The sequence below is a fragment of the Methanobacterium bryantii genome, assembly GCF_002287175.1.
Lineage (GTDB): Archaea > Methanobacteriota > Methanobacteria > Methanobacteriales > Methanobacteriaceae > Methanobacterium_D > Methanobacterium_D bryantii.
Genome location: NZ_LMVM01000002.1, coordinates 56,200 through 73,005 on the forward strand (window position 1 = coordinate 56,200; position 16,806 = coordinate 73,005).

At 34.6% G+C, this 16,806-nt stretch carries 22 protein-coding genes; 12 read left to right on the plus strand and 10 right to left on the minus strand.

Annotated elements, in window-relative coordinates; genetic code table 11:
- Window positions 1–11 precede the first annotated feature (11 nt).
- The 7 genes from trpA to ASJ80_RS03570 form a co-directional block, all read right to left on the minus strand.
- Window positions 12–821, minus strand: coding sequence for a tryptophan synthase subunit alpha (gene trpA / locus ASJ80_RS03540; protein ID WP_069583048.1), 810 nt, complete (start codon window positions 819–821; stop codon window positions 12–14).
- The gene (gene trpB, locus ASJ80_RS03545) at window positions 818–1,990 is read right to left on the minus strand and encodes a tryptophan synthase subunit beta (protein WP_069583049.1); all 1,173 of its coding nucleotides are present in this window, start codon (window positions 1,988–1,990) and stop codon (window positions 818–820) included. Before trpB ends, trpA begins: the two co-directional genes overlap by 4 nt.
- Window positions 1,990–2,640: a phosphoribosylanthranilate isomerase gene (locus ASJ80_RS03550; protein WP_069583050.1), complete on the minus strand. Its 651-nt coding sequence runs from the start codon at window positions 2,638–2,640 to the stop codon at window positions 1,990–1,992. Before ASJ80_RS03550 ends, trpB begins: the two co-directional genes overlap by 1 nt.
- A complete protein-coding gene (gene trpC / locus ASJ80_RS03555) occupies window positions 2,641–3,432 on the minus strand; it encodes an indole-3-glycerol phosphate synthase TrpC (RefSeq protein ID WP_069583051.1) in 792 nt (263 codons plus the stop codon).
- A complete protein-coding gene (locus tag ASJ80_RS03560) occupies window positions 3,429–4,052 on the minus strand; it encodes an anthranilate synthase component II (RefSeq protein WP_069583052.1) in 624 nt (207 codons plus the stop codon). Before ASJ80_RS03560 ends, trpC begins: the two co-directional genes overlap by 4 nt.
- Before the next feature lies 1 nt (window position 4,053).
- Window positions 4,054–5,421 (minus strand): anthranilate synthase component I, encoded by a 1,368-nt coding sequence (gene trpE / locus ASJ80_RS03565; RefSeq protein ID WP_069583053.1) that lies wholly within the window; start codon window positions 5,419–5,421, stop codon window positions 4,054–4,056.
- Window positions 5,422–5,596: 175 nt separating this feature from the next.
- Window positions 5,597–7,174, minus strand: a complete 1,578-nt coding sequence (locus ASJ80_RS03570) for a flippase (protein WP_069583054.1) — start codon at window positions 7,172–7,174, stop codon at window positions 5,597–5,599.
- A gap of 670 nt (window positions 7,175–7,844) precedes the next feature.
- On the opposite strand from ASJ80_RS03570, the gene ASJ80_RS16840 reads away from it, so the two are divergent.
- Together ASJ80_RS16840 and ASJ80_RS03580 are read left to right on the plus strand one after the other, a co-directional pair.
- Window positions 7,845–8,171 carry a hypothetical protein gene (locus ASJ80_RS16840; RefSeq protein ID WP_176720196.1) on the plus strand — a complete coding sequence of 109 codons (327 nt, stop codon included), beginning with the start codon at window positions 7,845–7,847 and terminating at the stop codon, window positions 8,169–8,171.
- A 230-nt stretch (window positions 8,172–8,401) separates the two neighbouring features.
- On the plus strand, window positions 8,402–8,905 hold the full coding sequence (locus ASJ80_RS03580) for an amino acid-binding protein (protein ID WP_069583056.1): 504 nt from the start codon (window positions 8,402–8,404) through the stop codon (window positions 8,903–8,905).
- A 623-nt stretch (window positions 8,906–9,528) separates the two neighbouring features.
- Here the strand turns inward: ASJ80_RS03580 and ASJ80_RS03585 are convergent.
- Window positions 9,529–11,601, minus strand: a complete 2,073-nt coding sequence (locus ASJ80_RS03585; RefSeq protein WP_069583057.1) for a sensor histidine kinase — start codon at window positions 11,599–11,601, stop codon at window positions 9,529–9,531.
- Window positions 11,602–11,803: 202 nt separating this feature from the next.
- Here ASJ80_RS03585 and ASJ80_RS03590 point away from each other — a divergent pair, with 202 nt between their 5' ends.
- Complete coding sequence (locus tag ASJ80_RS03590; protein WP_069583058.1) at window positions 11,804–12,124, plus strand: response regulator; 321 nt, start codon at window positions 11,804–11,806, stop codon at window positions 12,122–12,124.
- A 45-nt stretch (window positions 12,125–12,169) separates the two neighbouring features.
- Window positions 12,170–13,291 (plus strand): tyrosine-type recombinase/integrase, encoded by a 1,122-nt coding sequence (locus ASJ80_RS03595; RefSeq protein ID WP_069583059.1) that lies wholly within the window; start codon window positions 12,170–12,172, stop codon window positions 13,289–13,291.
- A gap of 2 nt (window positions 13,292–13,293) precedes the next feature.
- On the opposite strand, the gene ASJ80_RS03600 is transcribed toward ASJ80_RS03595, so the two are convergent.
- Entirely contained in the window at window positions 13,294–13,611 is a 318-nt protein-coding gene (locus ASJ80_RS03600) for a hypothetical protein (protein ID WP_069583060.1), read from the minus strand.
- A 590-nt stretch (window positions 13,612–14,201) separates the two neighbouring features.
- On the opposite strand from ASJ80_RS03600, the gene ASJ80_RS16845 reads away from it, so the two are divergent.
- A complete protein-coding gene (locus ASJ80_RS16845; RefSeq protein WP_176720197.1) occupies window positions 14,202–14,360 on the plus strand; it encodes a hypothetical protein in 159 nt (52 codons plus the stop codon).
- Between the two features lie 81 nt (window positions 14,361–14,441).
- Here the strand turns inward: ASJ80_RS16845 and ASJ80_RS03605 are convergent, their stop codons facing one another.
- Window positions 14,442–14,687, minus strand: a complete 246-nt coding sequence (locus ASJ80_RS03605) for a hypothetical protein (protein ID WP_069583061.1) — start codon at window positions 14,685–14,687, stop codon at window positions 14,442–14,444.
- A gap of 163 nt (window positions 14,688–14,850) precedes the next feature.
- Here ASJ80_RS03605 and ASJ80_RS03610 point away from each other — a divergent pair, with 163 nt between their 5' ends.
- From ASJ80_RS03610 to ASJ80_RS03625, 7 genes are all read left to right on the plus strand, one after another.
- The gene (locus tag ASJ80_RS03610; RefSeq protein ID WP_069583062.1) at window positions 14,851–15,129 is read left to right on the plus strand and encodes a hypothetical protein; all 279 of its coding nucleotides are present in this window, start codon (window positions 14,851–14,853) and stop codon (window positions 15,127–15,129) included.
- A 24-nt stretch (window positions 15,130–15,153) separates the two neighbouring features.
- Window positions 15,154–15,285, plus strand: coding sequence for a hypothetical protein (locus ASJ80_RS17620; protein WP_255360674.1), 132 nt, complete (start codon window positions 15,154–15,156; stop codon window positions 15,283–15,285).
- A 6-nt stretch (window positions 15,286–15,291) separates the two neighbouring features.
- Window positions 15,292–15,447, plus strand: a complete 156-nt coding sequence (locus tag ASJ80_RS16850; RefSeq protein ID WP_176720198.1) for a hypothetical protein — start codon at window positions 15,292–15,294, stop codon at window positions 15,445–15,447.
- Complete coding sequence (locus ASJ80_RS17625) at window positions 15,444–15,578, plus strand: hypothetical protein (protein ID WP_255360675.1); 135 nt, start codon at window positions 15,444–15,446, stop codon at window positions 15,576–15,578. Before ASJ80_RS16850 ends, ASJ80_RS17625 begins: the two co-directional genes overlap by 4 nt.
- A 243-nt stretch (window positions 15,579–15,821) precedes the next feature.
- On the plus strand, window positions 15,822–16,133 hold the full coding sequence (locus ASJ80_RS03615; RefSeq protein WP_141705157.1) for a hypothetical protein: 312 nt from the start codon (window positions 15,822–15,824) through the stop codon (window positions 16,131–16,133).
- Between the two features lie 106 nt (window positions 16,134–16,239).
- Entirely contained in the window at window positions 16,240–16,578 is a 339-nt protein-coding gene (locus ASJ80_RS03620; protein ID WP_069583064.1) for a hypothetical protein, read from the plus strand.
- Between the two features lie 33 nt (window positions 16,579–16,611).
- Window positions 16,612–16,803, plus strand: coding sequence for a hypothetical protein (locus ASJ80_RS03625; protein WP_069583065.1), 192 nt, complete (start codon window positions 16,612–16,614; stop codon window positions 16,801–16,803).
- The last annotated feature ends 3 nt before the right edge of the window (window positions 16,804–16,806 follow it).

Consider the following 16,806-nt stretch of genomic DNA (forward strand, 5'->3'; position numbering starts at 1 on the left):
AAAATCACTTTTTAACTTATAGTGGCTTCTTTAAGTTCGGCGCAGAATTTACCAACTTTTTGCAGCATTTCTTCTTTATCCTCGAGATTTTCAGTTATTATGTTTAATATGGCACTTGCAACAATTGCTCCGTCAGCACCTGCATTTATAACTTCCTTAACGTGCTTTGGCTTTGAGATACCAAACCCTACACTTATTGGAATGTCGCTGTGGCTTTTTATTCTTTTAATAAGGTCAACAGTGGTTGTTTTGAGTTCAGCTCTTGCACCGGTGGTTCCCATAACTGCAACCACATAAAGGAAACCAGAGCACATTTTTGTTATCTCCTGCAACCTCTCATTACCTGTAGTTTGTGCTGCCATGAAAATCTGCTGAACACCGTTCTTTCGAGCGGCTTCCAGGGCATCACCCGCTTCTTCAGGGGGTAAATCTGCTGCAAGTATTGCATTTGCACCGTTATCTCTGGCCATTTCATAAAATTTATCAATGCCCATTTTGTAAATGAGGTTATAGTATGTGAGAACTCCAACTGGAATATCTGTAAATTCACGGATCCGCTTTATGAATTCAAAACCCCTTTCAACAGTCATACCTGCTTTAAGCGCTCTTATATCTGCTAGTTGAACTGTAGGCCCGTCAGCAACAGGGTCGCTGAATGGGAAACCGATTTCAAGCGCATCAGCGCCGTTTTCTACAAAAACTTTTACAATTTCAAGGGATGTTTCAAAATCAGGGTCGCCTGCAACTACAAATGGAATAAATGCGCCTTCTTTTTTGGCCTTGGCCTGCTGGAATGCCTCGTCGTAACTTTTTATTTTCATAATTTTACCCCCATGTAGTCTGCGATTATATTAACATCTTTATCTCCCCTTCCTGAGAGGTTTATAACTATTGTTTTTCCTTGATTCTCTTTAGCGTACTTTTCAGCCATTGCAACAGCATGTGAACTTTCAAGGGCAGGAATGATACCTTCATATTTTGACAGCAGCTTAAATGCTCTAAATGCTTCTTCATCAGTAATAGGGCCGTACTGCGCACGTCCAGTGACTTTCAAATATGAATGTTCTGGCCCAACACCAGGATAATCCAGCCCTGCAGATATGGAGTGGGCTTCAGAGATCTGTCCATAGTCGTCCTGAAGGACAAAGGATAAAGACCCATGTAGAACTCCTTCAGTACCTGCACTGAGCGTTGCACCGTGTTTTCCTTCTAAACCGTCTCCCCCACCTTCAGCGCCTACAAGTTCTACCTCTTTATGGTCTATAAATTCTGAAAATATTCCCAGGGAGTTACTTCCACCACCAACACATGCTATTACAGCGTCTGGGAGTTCACCTTCTTTTTCAAGGATATCTCTTTTTGTTTCCTTTCCAATAACTGTCTGGAAGTGTTTTACCATTGTTGGGTATGGGTGAGGCCCTGCAGTGGAACCCAGCAGGTAATGGGTATTTTCAACATTTGTTATCCAGTCCCTCATAGCTTCGTTCATAGCATCCTTTAAAGTTTTAGCTCCACTTTCTACAGGGATAACTTTAGCCCCTGATATTTCCATTCTAAATACATTTAACTTCTGACGTGCCACATCTACGCTGCCCATATAGATATCTGCAGGCATCCCAAACAGGGCACCTACAGTTGCAGTTGCAATACCATGTTGTCCAGCTCCAGTTTCTGCTATTAACCTTTCTTTACCCATATATTTTGCAAGAAGTCCTTGTCCAAGGGTGTTATTTATTTTGTGGGCACCTGTATGGAGCAGATCTTCCCGCTTAAGGTAAATTTTACACCCAAGTTTTCCCGAAAGATTTTCTGCGTAGTAAAGGGGGGTGGGCCTGCCTGCAAATTCCCTTAAATAATATTCAAGTTCGGCGTTGAATTCTTTATCATCTTTGTACTTTAAAAATGCCTTCTCAAGCTCTTCAAGGGCAGGAATTAGAAGTTCTGGAACAAATATCCCGCCGTATTTACCGAATTTACCATCTGAGATCATTAAATCACCTTACAATTTTCAACAAATTCTGCTATTTTATCTCTATTTTTAATTCCAGGACTATCTTCAACGCCTGAATTAACATCTACATAATCAAAAATATCTTTAATTAAATTTCCTTTATTTTTCATCTTTTGTGCACTAATTCCACCTGCAAGAAACAGTTTTATATCTTTATTACTTTCTTTTGCAATTTTTGCTGCTTCAGCTGCAATTTCCAGTGGAATTTGCTTTCCAGTACCGCCACTTTTACCTTGAATCATAGAATCAAATATTAGATATTTGCAAACTTTTGCAAATGATTTTATCTCTTCTTTTTTAGATTCATCGATTTTCTCAGGAATTCCAATGGCTTTAATTACATTAATTTCTTTTAGTTTATCTATATCCTCTGCCTGTAATGAATGCAGCTGTATATTTTTAACGCCGCTTTTTTCTATAGAATCCATGGCTTCTTCAACAGTTTCAGGCTCAAGTACAAGCACTGCTTTTTCTTTATTTTTCATGGAGTCCACAAGTTCTCTTATTTTTTCTATATCCTGAAATCTTTTGGACCGCTTTATGTTTATAAACCCGATAAAAGCAGGGCCTTCATTTTCACACACTCTAATGTCTTCAAGTCTTGTAATCCCGCAAATTTTGAATTCCATTTAACTCACCTTTGCGTTTTTACCTGTTTTAACCAGTTCCTGTACTGTTTCAAGTATGTTGTTTGATTCCATGATGGTTGAACCTATTAAGACTGCATCTGCGCCGTAGCTTCCAAGAAGTTTAACATCTTTAGAATTTTTAACCCCGCTTTCTGATACAAGAACCTTATTTTCAGGTATGTATTTTGAAAGCTTTTCAGTCCGTTTAAAATCAATACTGAAGTCACTGAAATCCCGGTTGTTAATCCCGATTATTTCTGCACCTGCCTTTACGGCCATTTCTATTTCTTCCCTGTTTTTACATTCTACAAGGGCGTCCATTTCAAGGTAATGGCAGAGGTCAATTCCAAATCTAAGATCTTTATAAACGCCTGCTATTAAAAGCACGGCACTGGCCCCGCAGGACCTGGCTTCATAGATCTGGTATTCATCCATTACAAAGTCCTTTCTAAGAAGCGGCAGCTTGCTTACTTTAGATGCAATACGCAGATTTTTAATGCTGCTTTTAAAGAATGTCTGTTCTGTAAGTACTGAGATGGCACTTGCCCCTCCTTTATCATAGAAAGGAACAACATCTTCCACCAGACTGTTGGAAATGTCACCTTTAGATGGAGACGCTGGTTTGTATTCGCAGATTACAGAAACATCATCTTTATTAAGTAGTGCCTTTTTAAAATCGGCTCTTATTTTTGTCCCGCGGATATTTTCCTTTAATTCGCTTAAAGGCCGATATTTCATGTCTCTTTTAAGTACTTTTTCCCTTTCAGTTATTATCTGTGAGAAATTGATCATGTACAGTCCTCCAGAAACCTTGTTTTTGGGGTTCTGGAACTGCAGGTTCCTTCAACCTCCAGGAAGTTTTTAATTATCTTTACTCCGCTGGCTGTTCCTATAGATTCTGGATGGAACTGGAGGCCAAAAACAGGACAATCTAAATGTTTTATGGCCATTATAGTTCCGTCTTCTGTTTTTGCAATGATTTCTATACAATCTGGGGTGCTGTCTTCATCACAGATAAGTGAATGGTATCTTGTTGCAACGAGGGTGTTTTCAACGTCCTTAAAGATCCCTTCGTTACTATGGGAAATTTCACTTAATTTACCGTGTATAGGCTCTGCTCTTTTAATTTTTCCACCAAATGTTGCGAAAATACCCTGATGACCTAAACATACTCCTAAAATTGGAATTTCACCTTTAAACTCTTTAATGACATCGCTACAAACCCCAAAATCTTTTTTATTGGTTGGGTTTCCAGGTCCTGGAGAAATTATTATGCTGTCTGGCTGAAGCTCTCTTATTTCATCAATGGTTATTTTATCATTTCTTTTAACCACTATGTTTTTTTCAAGCTGTCCAACTAACTGATAGAGATTATATGTAAATGAATCATAATTATCCAGTATCAGTATCATTTCAGTTCCCCCTTCCGCTTGCAACTTCAAGAGCCTTTATAACTGCCTGTGCTTTGTTTTCGCATTCAAAATATTCATTTTCTGGGACGGAATCATGTACAATTCCGGCACCTGCCTGTATTTTAGCTTTATTTCCATTGCAGACCAGCGTCCTTATAACAATCGCAAAGTCTGCATTTCCATTTAATGAGAAGTAGCCTAAAGCACCGCCGTAAGGCCCCCTTGGAAGTCCTTCCAGTTCGTTTATTATTTCCATGGCTCTGATTTTTGGAGCCCCGCTTAATGTCCCTGCAGGGAAAATGGAGCTGAATGCTTCAACTGCTGTCATATCCTCTCTCAATTTTCCTGTTACATGGGAAACGATATGCTGTACATGTGAAAATTTCTTAACAGTCATGTATTCTGGAACTCGTACTGAATCGAACTTGCTTACTTTTCCCACATCATTCCTTGCAAGGTCCACAAGCATTAAATGTTCTGCAAGTTCTTTTTCGTCATTCATCAGTTCTATTTCCAGTTTTTCATCTTCAGCACCTGTTTTACCGCGTTCCCTGGTCCCTGCAATTGGATATGTTTCCACATCGCTTCCCTCAACTCTGGCGAGCATTTCAGGACTTGAACCAATTATCTCGCGGTTTCCAAGTTTTAAATGATACATATATGGCGAGGGATTCATTTCACGAAGTGCCTTATAAATTGAAAGCTTATCGCCAGTGATTTCATATTCACGGGCATTTGATATAACACTCTGGAAGATTTCACCCGCTTTTATTTTTTCCTTAGCTTCTCTAACCATGCTTTCATATTTTTCCCTTGAAAAATAGTGCTTCTTAAACTTGAAATCAATACTGCCGATATCATGTGACTCCTTTGCAATCTGGTTTATTTCTTCGATTCTATTTTCACCAAGGGTCACATATTCACATTTGTTCTGCAACCGATCAAACGTAATAGTATCTAAGAATAAACCAAACTCAAAATCAGGATACTCTGAATCTTGAACATCAATATTTTCAAAATGTCGAACTGATTCATAGGATATATAACCTACGAGTCCCCCTCTAAATCCTTTTTTCCCATTACTTTTAGATGTTAATTTTTTAAGTTCTTCAAATGGGTTTTCAGTCTCAATTTCTTCTTGAACTCCATCTTTTTCTATCTGTAAAACATTTCCATAAGCTCGTAGAACTGCAGCCGGCTTGAAGCCTAAAACTGAGAGCCTTGCAAGTCCGCTGTCACTTTCCATGGATTCAAGTAGAAATGCACTGTCGTAGTTTCTATAAATATTTTTAAACAAGTCAAATGGGGAATCGAAATCAAGTTCGATACTAACTGGCTCATTTAATTTAAGATCGCCAAAAACATTCACTGCCTTTCATATTTAATCACCTATTAACGTATTTCTTACAGTATCCTATATACTATATAGTCCTATTTAAAGCTTTATAGTACATATGTGTACATTGATATTTAATATGCTTACTTTTAAAAAATAATTAAAAAAATAAACTCTTATTTTCACATAAATTCACAGATATATCCTTTTATCTGGCGAATCTCTCTAAAGAACCAATTAATTTCCGGAGTATTCCTGCAGCCGGTCCGAATTTACCTGCAAATCTGTACATAACTGCAATATCATCTTTTCTTAGCCCACCAACCACTGCAATGAATAATGCATAAAGTAAAGGCGCCAATATAATTGACATTAAGAACCCTTCTATGGTTTTAGGGAGCAGCATTAAGATAACTCCCATTAAAAAGGAAGCCATTGTTATTCTGGTAAAATCTGCCACAGGAATATTCACTTTGGAGAGTTTAAAGGTTCCATAAAGAGTTATTATCATTATAATAAATGCCGCTACTGTTGTACCTGTTGCAGCACCTTCTATTCCAATACTTGGAATCAACAGCACACTGAGAATCAATTCTACAGTTGTTCCTACAATAAGTGCAAGCATTGGAATAAATGGCCTTCCAAGGCCCTGACATATACTTGATGAGATATTATAAATTGTAAAGAATACCATCCCTGTTACAAATATTTGAAGTGCCCCTGCTCCAGGGGTATACGCATCACCAAAGAGTAAGGCAAGTATGGGGGCTGCAAAAATAATTGTAACTGTACACATGGGCACTACAAAGAATCCAACATATCTGTAGGATTGGGAAATATAGGTCTGAAGTAATGGGCCGTCTCTGAGACTAAGGGCTTCAGAAGTGGCGGGAAGTGCTGATGTAGCTACTGCTGTTGATATTATAAGTGGAAGCCTTGCAATTGCGCTGGCATTGGTGTAGTACCCTGCATACTGGCTTGCCAGGTATACTCCTATAAATATAGTACCGATGTCGTAAAGACACATTTCAGCGAGCCCGGTTATAACTACGGGTACTGAAAATTTAATGAGCATTTTGGCTATTCCCAGTTCTTCTCGAAGCGTGAATACTTTATCTCTATTTGGTTTAAGGCTGTGGGGGTCATGTCTGCGGTTTAACCTGCCCCATATCTGTTTTCTAAAGAGATATACTGAAACTACTGCAGAGGCCATGAAACCTATGGCAGTACCTACAACAGCCCCTGCAACGTACCAACCAATTATAACCAGGGCTATGGCAAATACGATTGTAAATACCTGTTCAAATGCACGGGTGATCAGGATATTGGTCATCTTATAGTATCCCTGGAAAACACCTCTAAAAACCCCTACAATAACGCTGAACGGTGCCATAACGGCCACGATCTGGAGAGGAAGGAGTGCTTCAGGTTTATGCCACCAGTCTATTGCAATAATTCCTGCAAGAATGTACATTAAAATAGCGCCGATGGTCCCGGTCACGGCCACGATCTTTAAGGCAGTAATTATAATCTGCCGCACCATATCATCCTGTTCCACGGCTGAATACTGTGCCACATACTTTGCAATAGCTGGAGGGAGCCCCCCGTTGGCAGTTATGGTAAGAAGATTCTGGAAAGGTAATGTAAGGCCTAAGATACCGTATCCTGCAGTATCCAGTAACCGGCTCATTATAAATCTATAGATGAATCCGCCTATACGAAATACGAATGACCCTATGAGGATTACAATACTTCCGCTTGCTATTTTTGATTTTTTTGAACTCATGGTATAGCCGTTATGGTGTGTGTAGCAGGATAAATTGATTGAATCTAATTATACTAAAAAACCATTAAAAAAAATCATTCCAAATACTGATTTTTGTTAAATGATCAATTACTTTTTCATTTAATTAATAGTTGCATAATTAATACTTCAAATGGCTCTTTTATTACAGAAAGCCTTTTTCCAACATCCAATTATTAATGTTTTAGATATTTAAACATGTAATTTTCAAATTGTGAACGTGTGTTTGGATGCATCTAATTTTAAGAATAGAATGATTTGTATGTAGATTCAGGTACAGATATGTACATTACACGTAAGATGGGGGATTTTTATAGGTATATTGAAATTTAAAAGATTAAGGACTGTATAATTGATTATTGGGCAAATTAAACGGTATAACTTATGTGTTTGAGTTTAAAATTGATGTTTAGTATATGAGCTTAGACATTACCATGAGTTAGGTATATCTGGATTTTTTTGGTCACAGTAGGTTTATCTATTATTTGTTTTTTTTTTTGAATTGTCGAAAAATTTTTATATTTTATTTAGAAATGAGTTATTATGGTAATCCCTGTTATATTTTATTTAATAATTTCTTTAATAATGGGCATTTTTTTATAATTGTAGGTTGTTCAGCTGTAAATGATTATATAAGGAATCTTGGAAAAAAGTGTCTTTTATATCTATTATATTTCCATTTATTTTAGGGATTATTGGTATTATGGGTGTTATCTATGGTTTCATTAGCTTTTTGTTATTAATAGCTTTTATAGTTTATATTATAGGTTATAGTTACTTCAAATATACTTCAAATAAACACCCTGAAATAAAGAAAAATCGAGAGGAATATCTGGAGAAATTGGAGAAACATCGTGAAATGTATAAAAAAGCATCCTTTTACAAGTTTATGAGAATTTCTAGCTATATAATGCTCGGTTGCATTGTCTTTTTAGGTGCATTTATCATAATAGTTGTAGTATTTGATATAACTTTTTAGCTTCGATAAACCTGTAAAAAATGAATTTGAACATAAATTCTGCCAAAATTGTTATTATTTTGAAAGTCGGAAAAATTTATATGCTTAATTTTATACACTAAAGATTGATTTTATACAAAAATGCACTAAACAAAGGCAATGTTATTTATCCCATTTCGTGGCTAATAACGGTATATTATCCAAATAATGTTTTTCAGTAAAAAAGGAAAAGTAAAGTCTGGCGGATCTTTATGTGGGAGAAAATAAAGCATAAATTCGAAAAATTCCCGGCACGTATGAGCGTTGCAAGGAAAATAGTTGAGCACGGTTTGCGTGTTGGAGAAAATGGTAGAATATACTGCGGCAATATTGAAATAAGTGATGTGGCACTTGCAAGGGCGGTAAATGTGGACAGGAGGAGTATCAAAACCACGGTAGATGTTATACTTTCCGATGAACAGCTTGCAAAGATATTCCAGAATATTACTCCTGCAGGTACGCTGGTTAAGGGCGTAGCAAAAGAATTGGGATTTGGGGTTGTAGAAATAGAGGCTGAAGCTCAAAATCCAGGGATAATTGCCAGAGCTACAGAACTGATATCACTTAAAGGTATAAGTATAAGGCAGGTGCATGCTGGAGACCCTGAAATTGAAGAGTACCCTCTGCTTACAATTATAACAGAAAAACCAATTGAGGGAAATTTAATCAATGATTTTTTAAAAATTGAAGGCGTAAAAAGGGTTTCTATTTATTAACAACAAACTTTATGTAAAAATAAGCTTGAATTACTATGTGATAGGTTGCATAAGATGGTTTTAAATTATTTTATGGTATAACTAATTGGTTGTAGTAGCCATATAACTTATATATAATTAAATAAGCTTGAATTACTATGTGATAGGTTGCATAAGATGGTTTTAAATTATTTTAGGGATATAACTAATTGGTTGTAGTAGCCATATAACTTATATATAATTAAAATAAGCTCGAATTACTATGTGGTAATTGCATAAAATGGTTTCAAATTATTATGGATATGATTAAATTTATATATTTTAGGTTGTATTAGTCATATAACTTTATATAATTAAAAATAACATGTAATATGTAACTATAATTTAAAATCAATAGTGTTTATAACTAATTATTAATTATTAAATAGTTATACACAAAGGTTATATTGGTTAAAATTTAATGTTTAAAAAGATAAAAAATTGGTAAGGTGTTAAATATGGATCAGGCAATTTTAGTTCTTTCAGTCATCATAGCAGGATTTATAGTTGTGTCTCTTGTTACTCATGTATTAAATTTAAATGCGGAATAATTTATCTATAAATCTTTTTACTATTTTTAGTTTTTTTATATTATTTTAGCAAATTCATTTTTTTAAATTAAGCGTAAATTTTGTTCCATTTTCTTTTTCGAGTTTTATTTCTCCGTTGAGCTGGTTTACAAGTGTATTTACCAGTTGTAGGCCTAATGATTCCGTGTTTTTAAAATTGACATTTTCTGGAAATCCTATTCCGTTATCTCCAACGATCAGTTTCAGCATGTCTTCCTTTTGCGAAAGTAAAATATTTATTTCGGATGTAATTCCTCCAGAAGGGGCAAATTGTATGTTTGATAAATTATTGATTTCAACTGCATGATCTGTAAATGTGAAATTTTTAGAATTTGGAATATTATGTGGAAATGCATGTTTCAAGCTGTTAGAAATCAATTCATTGAGAATTAAGCCCAATGGGATGGCAGTATCTATATCCAACAGGATATTATCCAGATTAATTTTTGTTTTAATTATATCTTTATCTATTCCGTAGGAACTGAAAAGCCCTGATATCAAATTGTGTACATATTCTTCAAAGTTAATTCTGGCCAAATTATCGCTTTTGTAGAGGCCTTCATGGATCATGGCCATAGATTTAACTCTATTTTGACCTTCCTTGAAAACTGCCAGGTAATTTTCATCTTTGATGTATCTGGACTGGAGGCTTAATAAACTGGAAATTATCTGCATATTGTTTTTTACCCTGTGGTGGATCTCTTTCAACAGTACTTCTTTTTCTTCAAGTGAGGTTTTAATTTGCTCCTCAGCGATTTTCCGATAATTTATATTTCTACTTCCGCATACAAACCCTTTAAAGTTATTTCCGTCAAATATGGGGGTGCCTGCTGTTTCAATCCAGATATAATCTCCAGAAGGTGTTTTATGGCGATATTCAACTTCATTAGGGGCATGAGTATATACTGCTTTTTGAGCTGATGATTTTAGCTTCTCTAGATCATCGGGATGCACTAAATCTAAAATATTGTTTTCCAGCATATTTTCGGGTGTATAACCTAAAACTTTAGGTGCAGATGGGCTAACATATCGATATTTTCCATTGGCATCGATTCTTGTTATTAAATCCATCATATTGTCAGTTATTAAACTTAAGTGCTTTTCCCGTTTTTCTAATATTTCCTGGTTTGTTTGCAGTAATTTCCGTGCCTCGTTACTTTCTTTTAAGTCCAAAATCTGACGGGCAAACACCATCGTTAGAATAATCACTGCTCCCCAAACAAGAATATTCAAATTAGCATCTGTTAACTGCGTATAAATCCAGTATAACAGCATGTATATAAAAGCAAGCCATAGTACAGGTAAATAAGAACTCCTGCTGACTTTCAGGAATGGAGTTTTATATTTTAAACTTTTAAATGATGATTGGGATTTATCAGTTATATAGGAAATACCGGCCAGTGCTGTTAGAAAATATGAGCTTAACCATCCTAGATCTAAAAAGTTACCGGGTATGTATACGCCGTATAAAAATTGACCGATGTAAATAGCATTGGTAACAACCAGAACTGTCACACTTAAGGCGAGTAACAATAAAGGCATCTTTTTTACCTGTCCAAACCAGTCAAATAACAGGTAGAGTAGTATAAACAGTATAAAAATGTCCATAAGCAGGTAGGATAAATATATGAACATGCTAAATACGTTTGAATTATGAACTTCAATTATTGGTATTAAAACTGCCCAGAACACCAGGCCTGCCGATAAAATCATAATTCCAGTATCTAAAAGAATTTGATACTTTTTTGTTTCCTGAATTCTAGCAACTGGTAAAAACAAAATACCCAGTATAAGTAAAGGGTAATAGGATAGATAAAGTATATCGGCTATTGATGGAAAAGGGGACTTATTAAGTTCTGCATACATAAGGGTCCATAACACATTGCCTAAAATGGTAACTAACTGTGATAATGCTATTAAAGTCCAGCTTACAAATGCTCTTCTACCATATTTAAATGATTTTTTTGCTACACAGAATAGGGTGGTTATAACAATCAGATTTAGTATAAAAAAGGCTAAATTTCCAAATGTATTATTAGTGGGATCAATATTTTCGTTAATTAAGATTATGGCTGTAATTATCAAGCTAGCAGCAAAGAAGATTGACATCCCTCGAAAAAGAGTGAACTTATTCTTATTTATTGTGAAATTCATGGGTTCATCAACCTGACTTTACGTTGGAATGATTAATATCTATAATATAACCTTTATATCATTAATAAATAAATGTGTTAATATAATAGGCGTTTAATTTATTAAAAGTAAGTTTAAACGTATATTAATAATTAATATGGCGCTAAAAGGGATTTAAATGGAAAATATAAAAATTTTAGTTGTAGAGGACGAAAATATAGTTGCTTTAGATATCGAAAATAGATTAAAAGGTTTAGGATTTACTGTACTTCCTGTAATTTCTTCTGGAGAGGAAGCAGTTGAAAAAGCATATGAATACAAACCAGATCTGGTTTTAATGGATATTCTGCTTAAGGGAAAAATAAATGGAATAGATGCAGCTAAAAAAATCGTTGGAAATCTAAAGATACCTATTATATACCTCACAGCCAGCACCAATCGGGAAGTGTTAGAGCGGGCCAGGAAGATAGGGCGTTGCAGTTACATAACCAAGCCCTAACTAAAATGTAACAGTTATATACCCATAAAACCCAATGATCAAACCATGCAAAGAGCAAACCTCAAACCCACCAAAGACAAAATACAAAAAGAAAAAGTAATACAAGACTGGCTCGACGGACTACGCCCAGCAACCATAGACAACTACCTCAAAGCCCTAGCCCTATTCACACAATTAACGGGCAAATCTCCCACAGAATTATTAGAGATAACCTGGAAAGAACAAGAAGAAAGAACACCCCCATGGCAACAATCAATAGAAAAATGGTACACACTACTAAAAGAATATGACCAAAAAACCAACGCCAGTAAAACCACATCAAACGTAAGAAAAGCAAACATATCAGCATTCTTCCATTTCTACCGTATAATGACCCCTAAAACATATTTAAAACGTAAAAAAGACAATCTAATAATTAAAAATGAACGTGAAGGATTAACCAAACAAGACATAAAAGACGCATTACACGGTGCAAATTCATTCAAAATAAAAGCATTAATCCTAACACAAGCAACATCAGGAATAGCAATACAAGATGTATTACAACTTAATATTGAACAATTCTATGATGGATTAATTGATTTAAAAGAAGGATACCAAATATGTAAAATTCATCATAAAAGAACTAAAAGCAGTCGTGAACATTACACATTCATATCATTTGAAGCTGTTGCATTAATTAAAAAGTATATAAAATTGGAACGTTTGGGGCATAGTAAAGGGCCTCTTTTCACCTCTAGAGACAATGTTGATACAAGATATAGCTACAGAACATATGCAATAATGATATATCGACTCAATAAAAAATTAGGATGGTATAAAGGTAATTACAGATATGGTAAATTAACAACTCATATGTTCCGTAAATTCTTTGAAACACAATTAACTAATGCAGGGATAATTAACGATCATTTAGTTCACCTTATGGGCTGGAAGCATAAAGACCCCCTAAAAGCTACATATTACCTTGCGAATCCAGATGAATTACAAAAGAGTTATATTAAGCATTTAGATTATTTGACTTTAGAGAATGTTGAAACTATAACACTTAACAGTCCCGAAGTTAAACAGTTGCAAGATCAGATAGACTCACAGCAAAAACTTATAGACCAAATATTACGTGAATCTAAGATAGAAGAAGAATATGATAAATTACGTAAAAAATAATTTTAATCACTATGATTAGTTATAAATTCGTCGAGGGCTTGTAACCACATAGTTTTATGACGCTCTTTCGGATCTTTAATATGCCCAAATTCTTCAATTTCTATTTTATTCAGTTTTGCAATGCGTTTAGGATCCATATGTTTCACAGCTACCCACATTTCTAATGCTTCCATTGCTGATAATTGCACGTACTTATTGCTAAATTCTATTTGTTCCTCAACAGATCGCCAAAACATTTGGTCTATTGCAGCTTTTTTGAAATCAATGTAAAGCGATACAGGTATTGATACGTTAAATCGGACTGTTTTTTCTTTTGCCATTATGGATCACAAATGCTAAACTGGTTGTATTACTTGGATTGGTTGAAATAACTTGTGCATCTATTATAAATCACGAGTATATAAATTTACGCTGTGCAATTGTGAAATTGGGTTCCGTGTCACTCTTTATATATTAGATTAATACATTATTATTTGAAAGGGGAATACTTACCATGCGCTCTCTCGCAATGAGTATTTAATTAGATTGAACATAACTACGATGTAGGTTTAATAGAAGAGTGAGGTATTCCAAACAGACTCAAAATGAGGTTAAATTTAAAAATAGAGGAGTATACGAAACATTTATATGTATCAAAAATCAATACGCTAATATGACAAGATACAATTGTTCTTGTCTGGAATAACTGGAAAAAATGACCTCAGGGTCATGTGAGAATAACCAGTAGATACGGTTCACTTGTTTTGCCGACAACCCCGTATCTACTGTGTACCAATGTGATACTAATGAGAATATGTCAAGACCAAGTATATAAAATTATGCCCAAATCTATTGGACACGAACTATTTTTTGTTTTAAATACACTTAGCCGGATTCAATTTAACACGTTATTTTCCAGGGGGTCACTCGTATGAACGCCGACCTGCTGAAACGGTATAATGATGAAGCTGAGTCCTGCTTATCTAAATTTAAAGAACTAGTTAATATTGATCCTGATAAAGCTGATAAATATTATTTAAAAGCAGGTGTTTGGATTGGTAAGGCTAAGCAGTTAATTAGATCCACGTGAGCGTGGTAAAATGAGTATTGTTTTTAATCAATATAATAGTGTTAGCGTATGCTATCATTGTGAAATGAGTATAAAAAGTAATTATAATTCATCAAGTACTTTTTTAATTAAATCATTACGTTCTCTCATCTTTTCAGTTAATTCAGGTTTTCTATCTGCAATAACACGGTCTATACCTTCAAGGACTAATGCACTGATTGATGTATCTTCTAATTTTTTAATTTCTTCAAGGACTTCATATTTGCTTTCAGGTACTCGGATGGATGTTTGGATGTTCCTTTCTTTTGCCATGTGTATCGTTTCCATAATTTCTGATTTTGCTTTCATTATTATCACTCCTTGTTTTATAACTTCAGATTTAAATATATTTCTTTTATTATTTAAAGTTTGTTGTGTTTGTATGATATTGTCAAGCAGTAAAGCAATAAAGCAAAGTTTATATATTAGAAGCAACAAAGCAAGATACAACGAAAGTATAGGGGGATAAAAAATGAGCGAAATTGAAAATGATTTTGAAAGAGATTTTGTGGATTCTCCACACTATGGAAAATATTTAAAAGCAATGGCAGAAGAACAAACCAGATTAGATCCGGATAATATGGAAACAAGAATAACAGAACTTGAAAAACTTGTTAAAACATTAACTAACCGTGTTGAAGAATTAGAAACTCCAGAAGAACCAGTACATGCAAGTGCGTTATGCGAAGCTGAAACATGCACTAATTGTGGGGCTTGTGATGATTACCTTCAAAATGGAGGACGAATTTAATTAAATTTTTTCAGGTGAGAAAATATGGTAAATGAAACTGGACTAACTAAAGAAGAAATAAACTACTGGCTTTTTGAATTAACCGAAGACCAGATGGCAGAAGACATTATTGGAGAAGCAAACAGCAATTATTACGCTGATTGTATAAAAAGGTGAGAAAATATGGAAGCAATAAACAAAATGGGACAGGCGGATGTTAAAATGCAGGACGTATGTTTGTACGATATTGATGGGGAAATTATTGAATACTGGACAAAGATGCATGATGAAATAGTAGGGACTGGCTGTTTACAGGCTTTAATGGGGATGGAAGAATGAGATGCAAACATGGTTTTTATGGATTTCCTTGTCAAAAAATAATGGAAAGATATGATTTAAAAGGGAATTGTATATTTGAAGATCCAAGAGCATGTCCTGATTATGAAGAATACAAGGAGGAATCTGAATGAAATGTCCTAGATGCGGTAAACATAACGCTACAGCATATGGATTTCACAAAAACAACCAGACTAACGCTTTTAAATATTGTAGTGATTGTGGATTTGTAGGGGAGGCAAAACAATGAATCCAATAACATTTTTAGTATTAAACCTGTTAGAATCTTTGCATAATCTAGTTGAAGATTTACACGACGGACTATTACGTAACGAACAGAATAGTAACCGCAGAATGTTAAAATAGGAATGATTTCAATGTCTAAAACGATAGACAGGATATGTGAAACATTAGGACAACCTAAACCAGTTGTAATTAAACAATACAAATCCAACTGCAAACAAGTTAAAAAAGGTTATGGTTACGATAATCACGATAAAATGATCGTACACCACCTAATTCCAAAATCAATTCATCCTTATGGATATTTAGACATTGAAAACATGCTACCTTTAACAATGGACATCGAAAAACCATTGCATAAATTTTATTCCAGATATGAATTAGCGATGGATCCACTCATGCCTATTATTAAAACAATTGAATTTGAGTTACTGGCTTCAAAATAAATTATCACATGTCTAGAACTGGGTTTAAATCCCATTCCAGACTTTTGTTTGAATTCGGCGGGCAGTCCGATAACTGCCATATAAAACTTTAAAAATGGTGTATAAAATGGATAAAGACATTAAAAAACTCTTAGAATTGAACGAAGAATTAACTGAAATAAATACAGAATGGTTAAACTTAAAACAAAACTCAAAAGAACTGGACATTGAATTAATGGAATTTGGAACTGAAAAATGGGAAGAATATTTAAACAGAAGCATAACAGGGATTACTACTGATGAAATTAACCGGTTGGTCTCTCAAGATTCTACTTTTATACACATCAAAAAAGCAAAACTCGAACGTGAAATATTAAAATTAGAATTTGAATCCAATACCAAATTTAGAGAACTTAGATCACAGGAAGCGATTGTTAATCGTAAAACAGCTTTGATTCAAAGTTAATTTATTTTTTAGTAGATATGGGGGTATCAAACTATGAAAGCAAAACAAAGTAACTTCTACGGAAGCATGGCAGACGACCTGAACAACATAAACAGTTTAAGCACACTCGGAAGGTCTGTAATGAAAGAAGTCAGTAGGATATGTCTTAAAAATAAATTTGATGACACACGATTAATTAAAGAATTGAAAATGTATGGAATTAACTTAGAAGTTATGCAAAGGTGATAA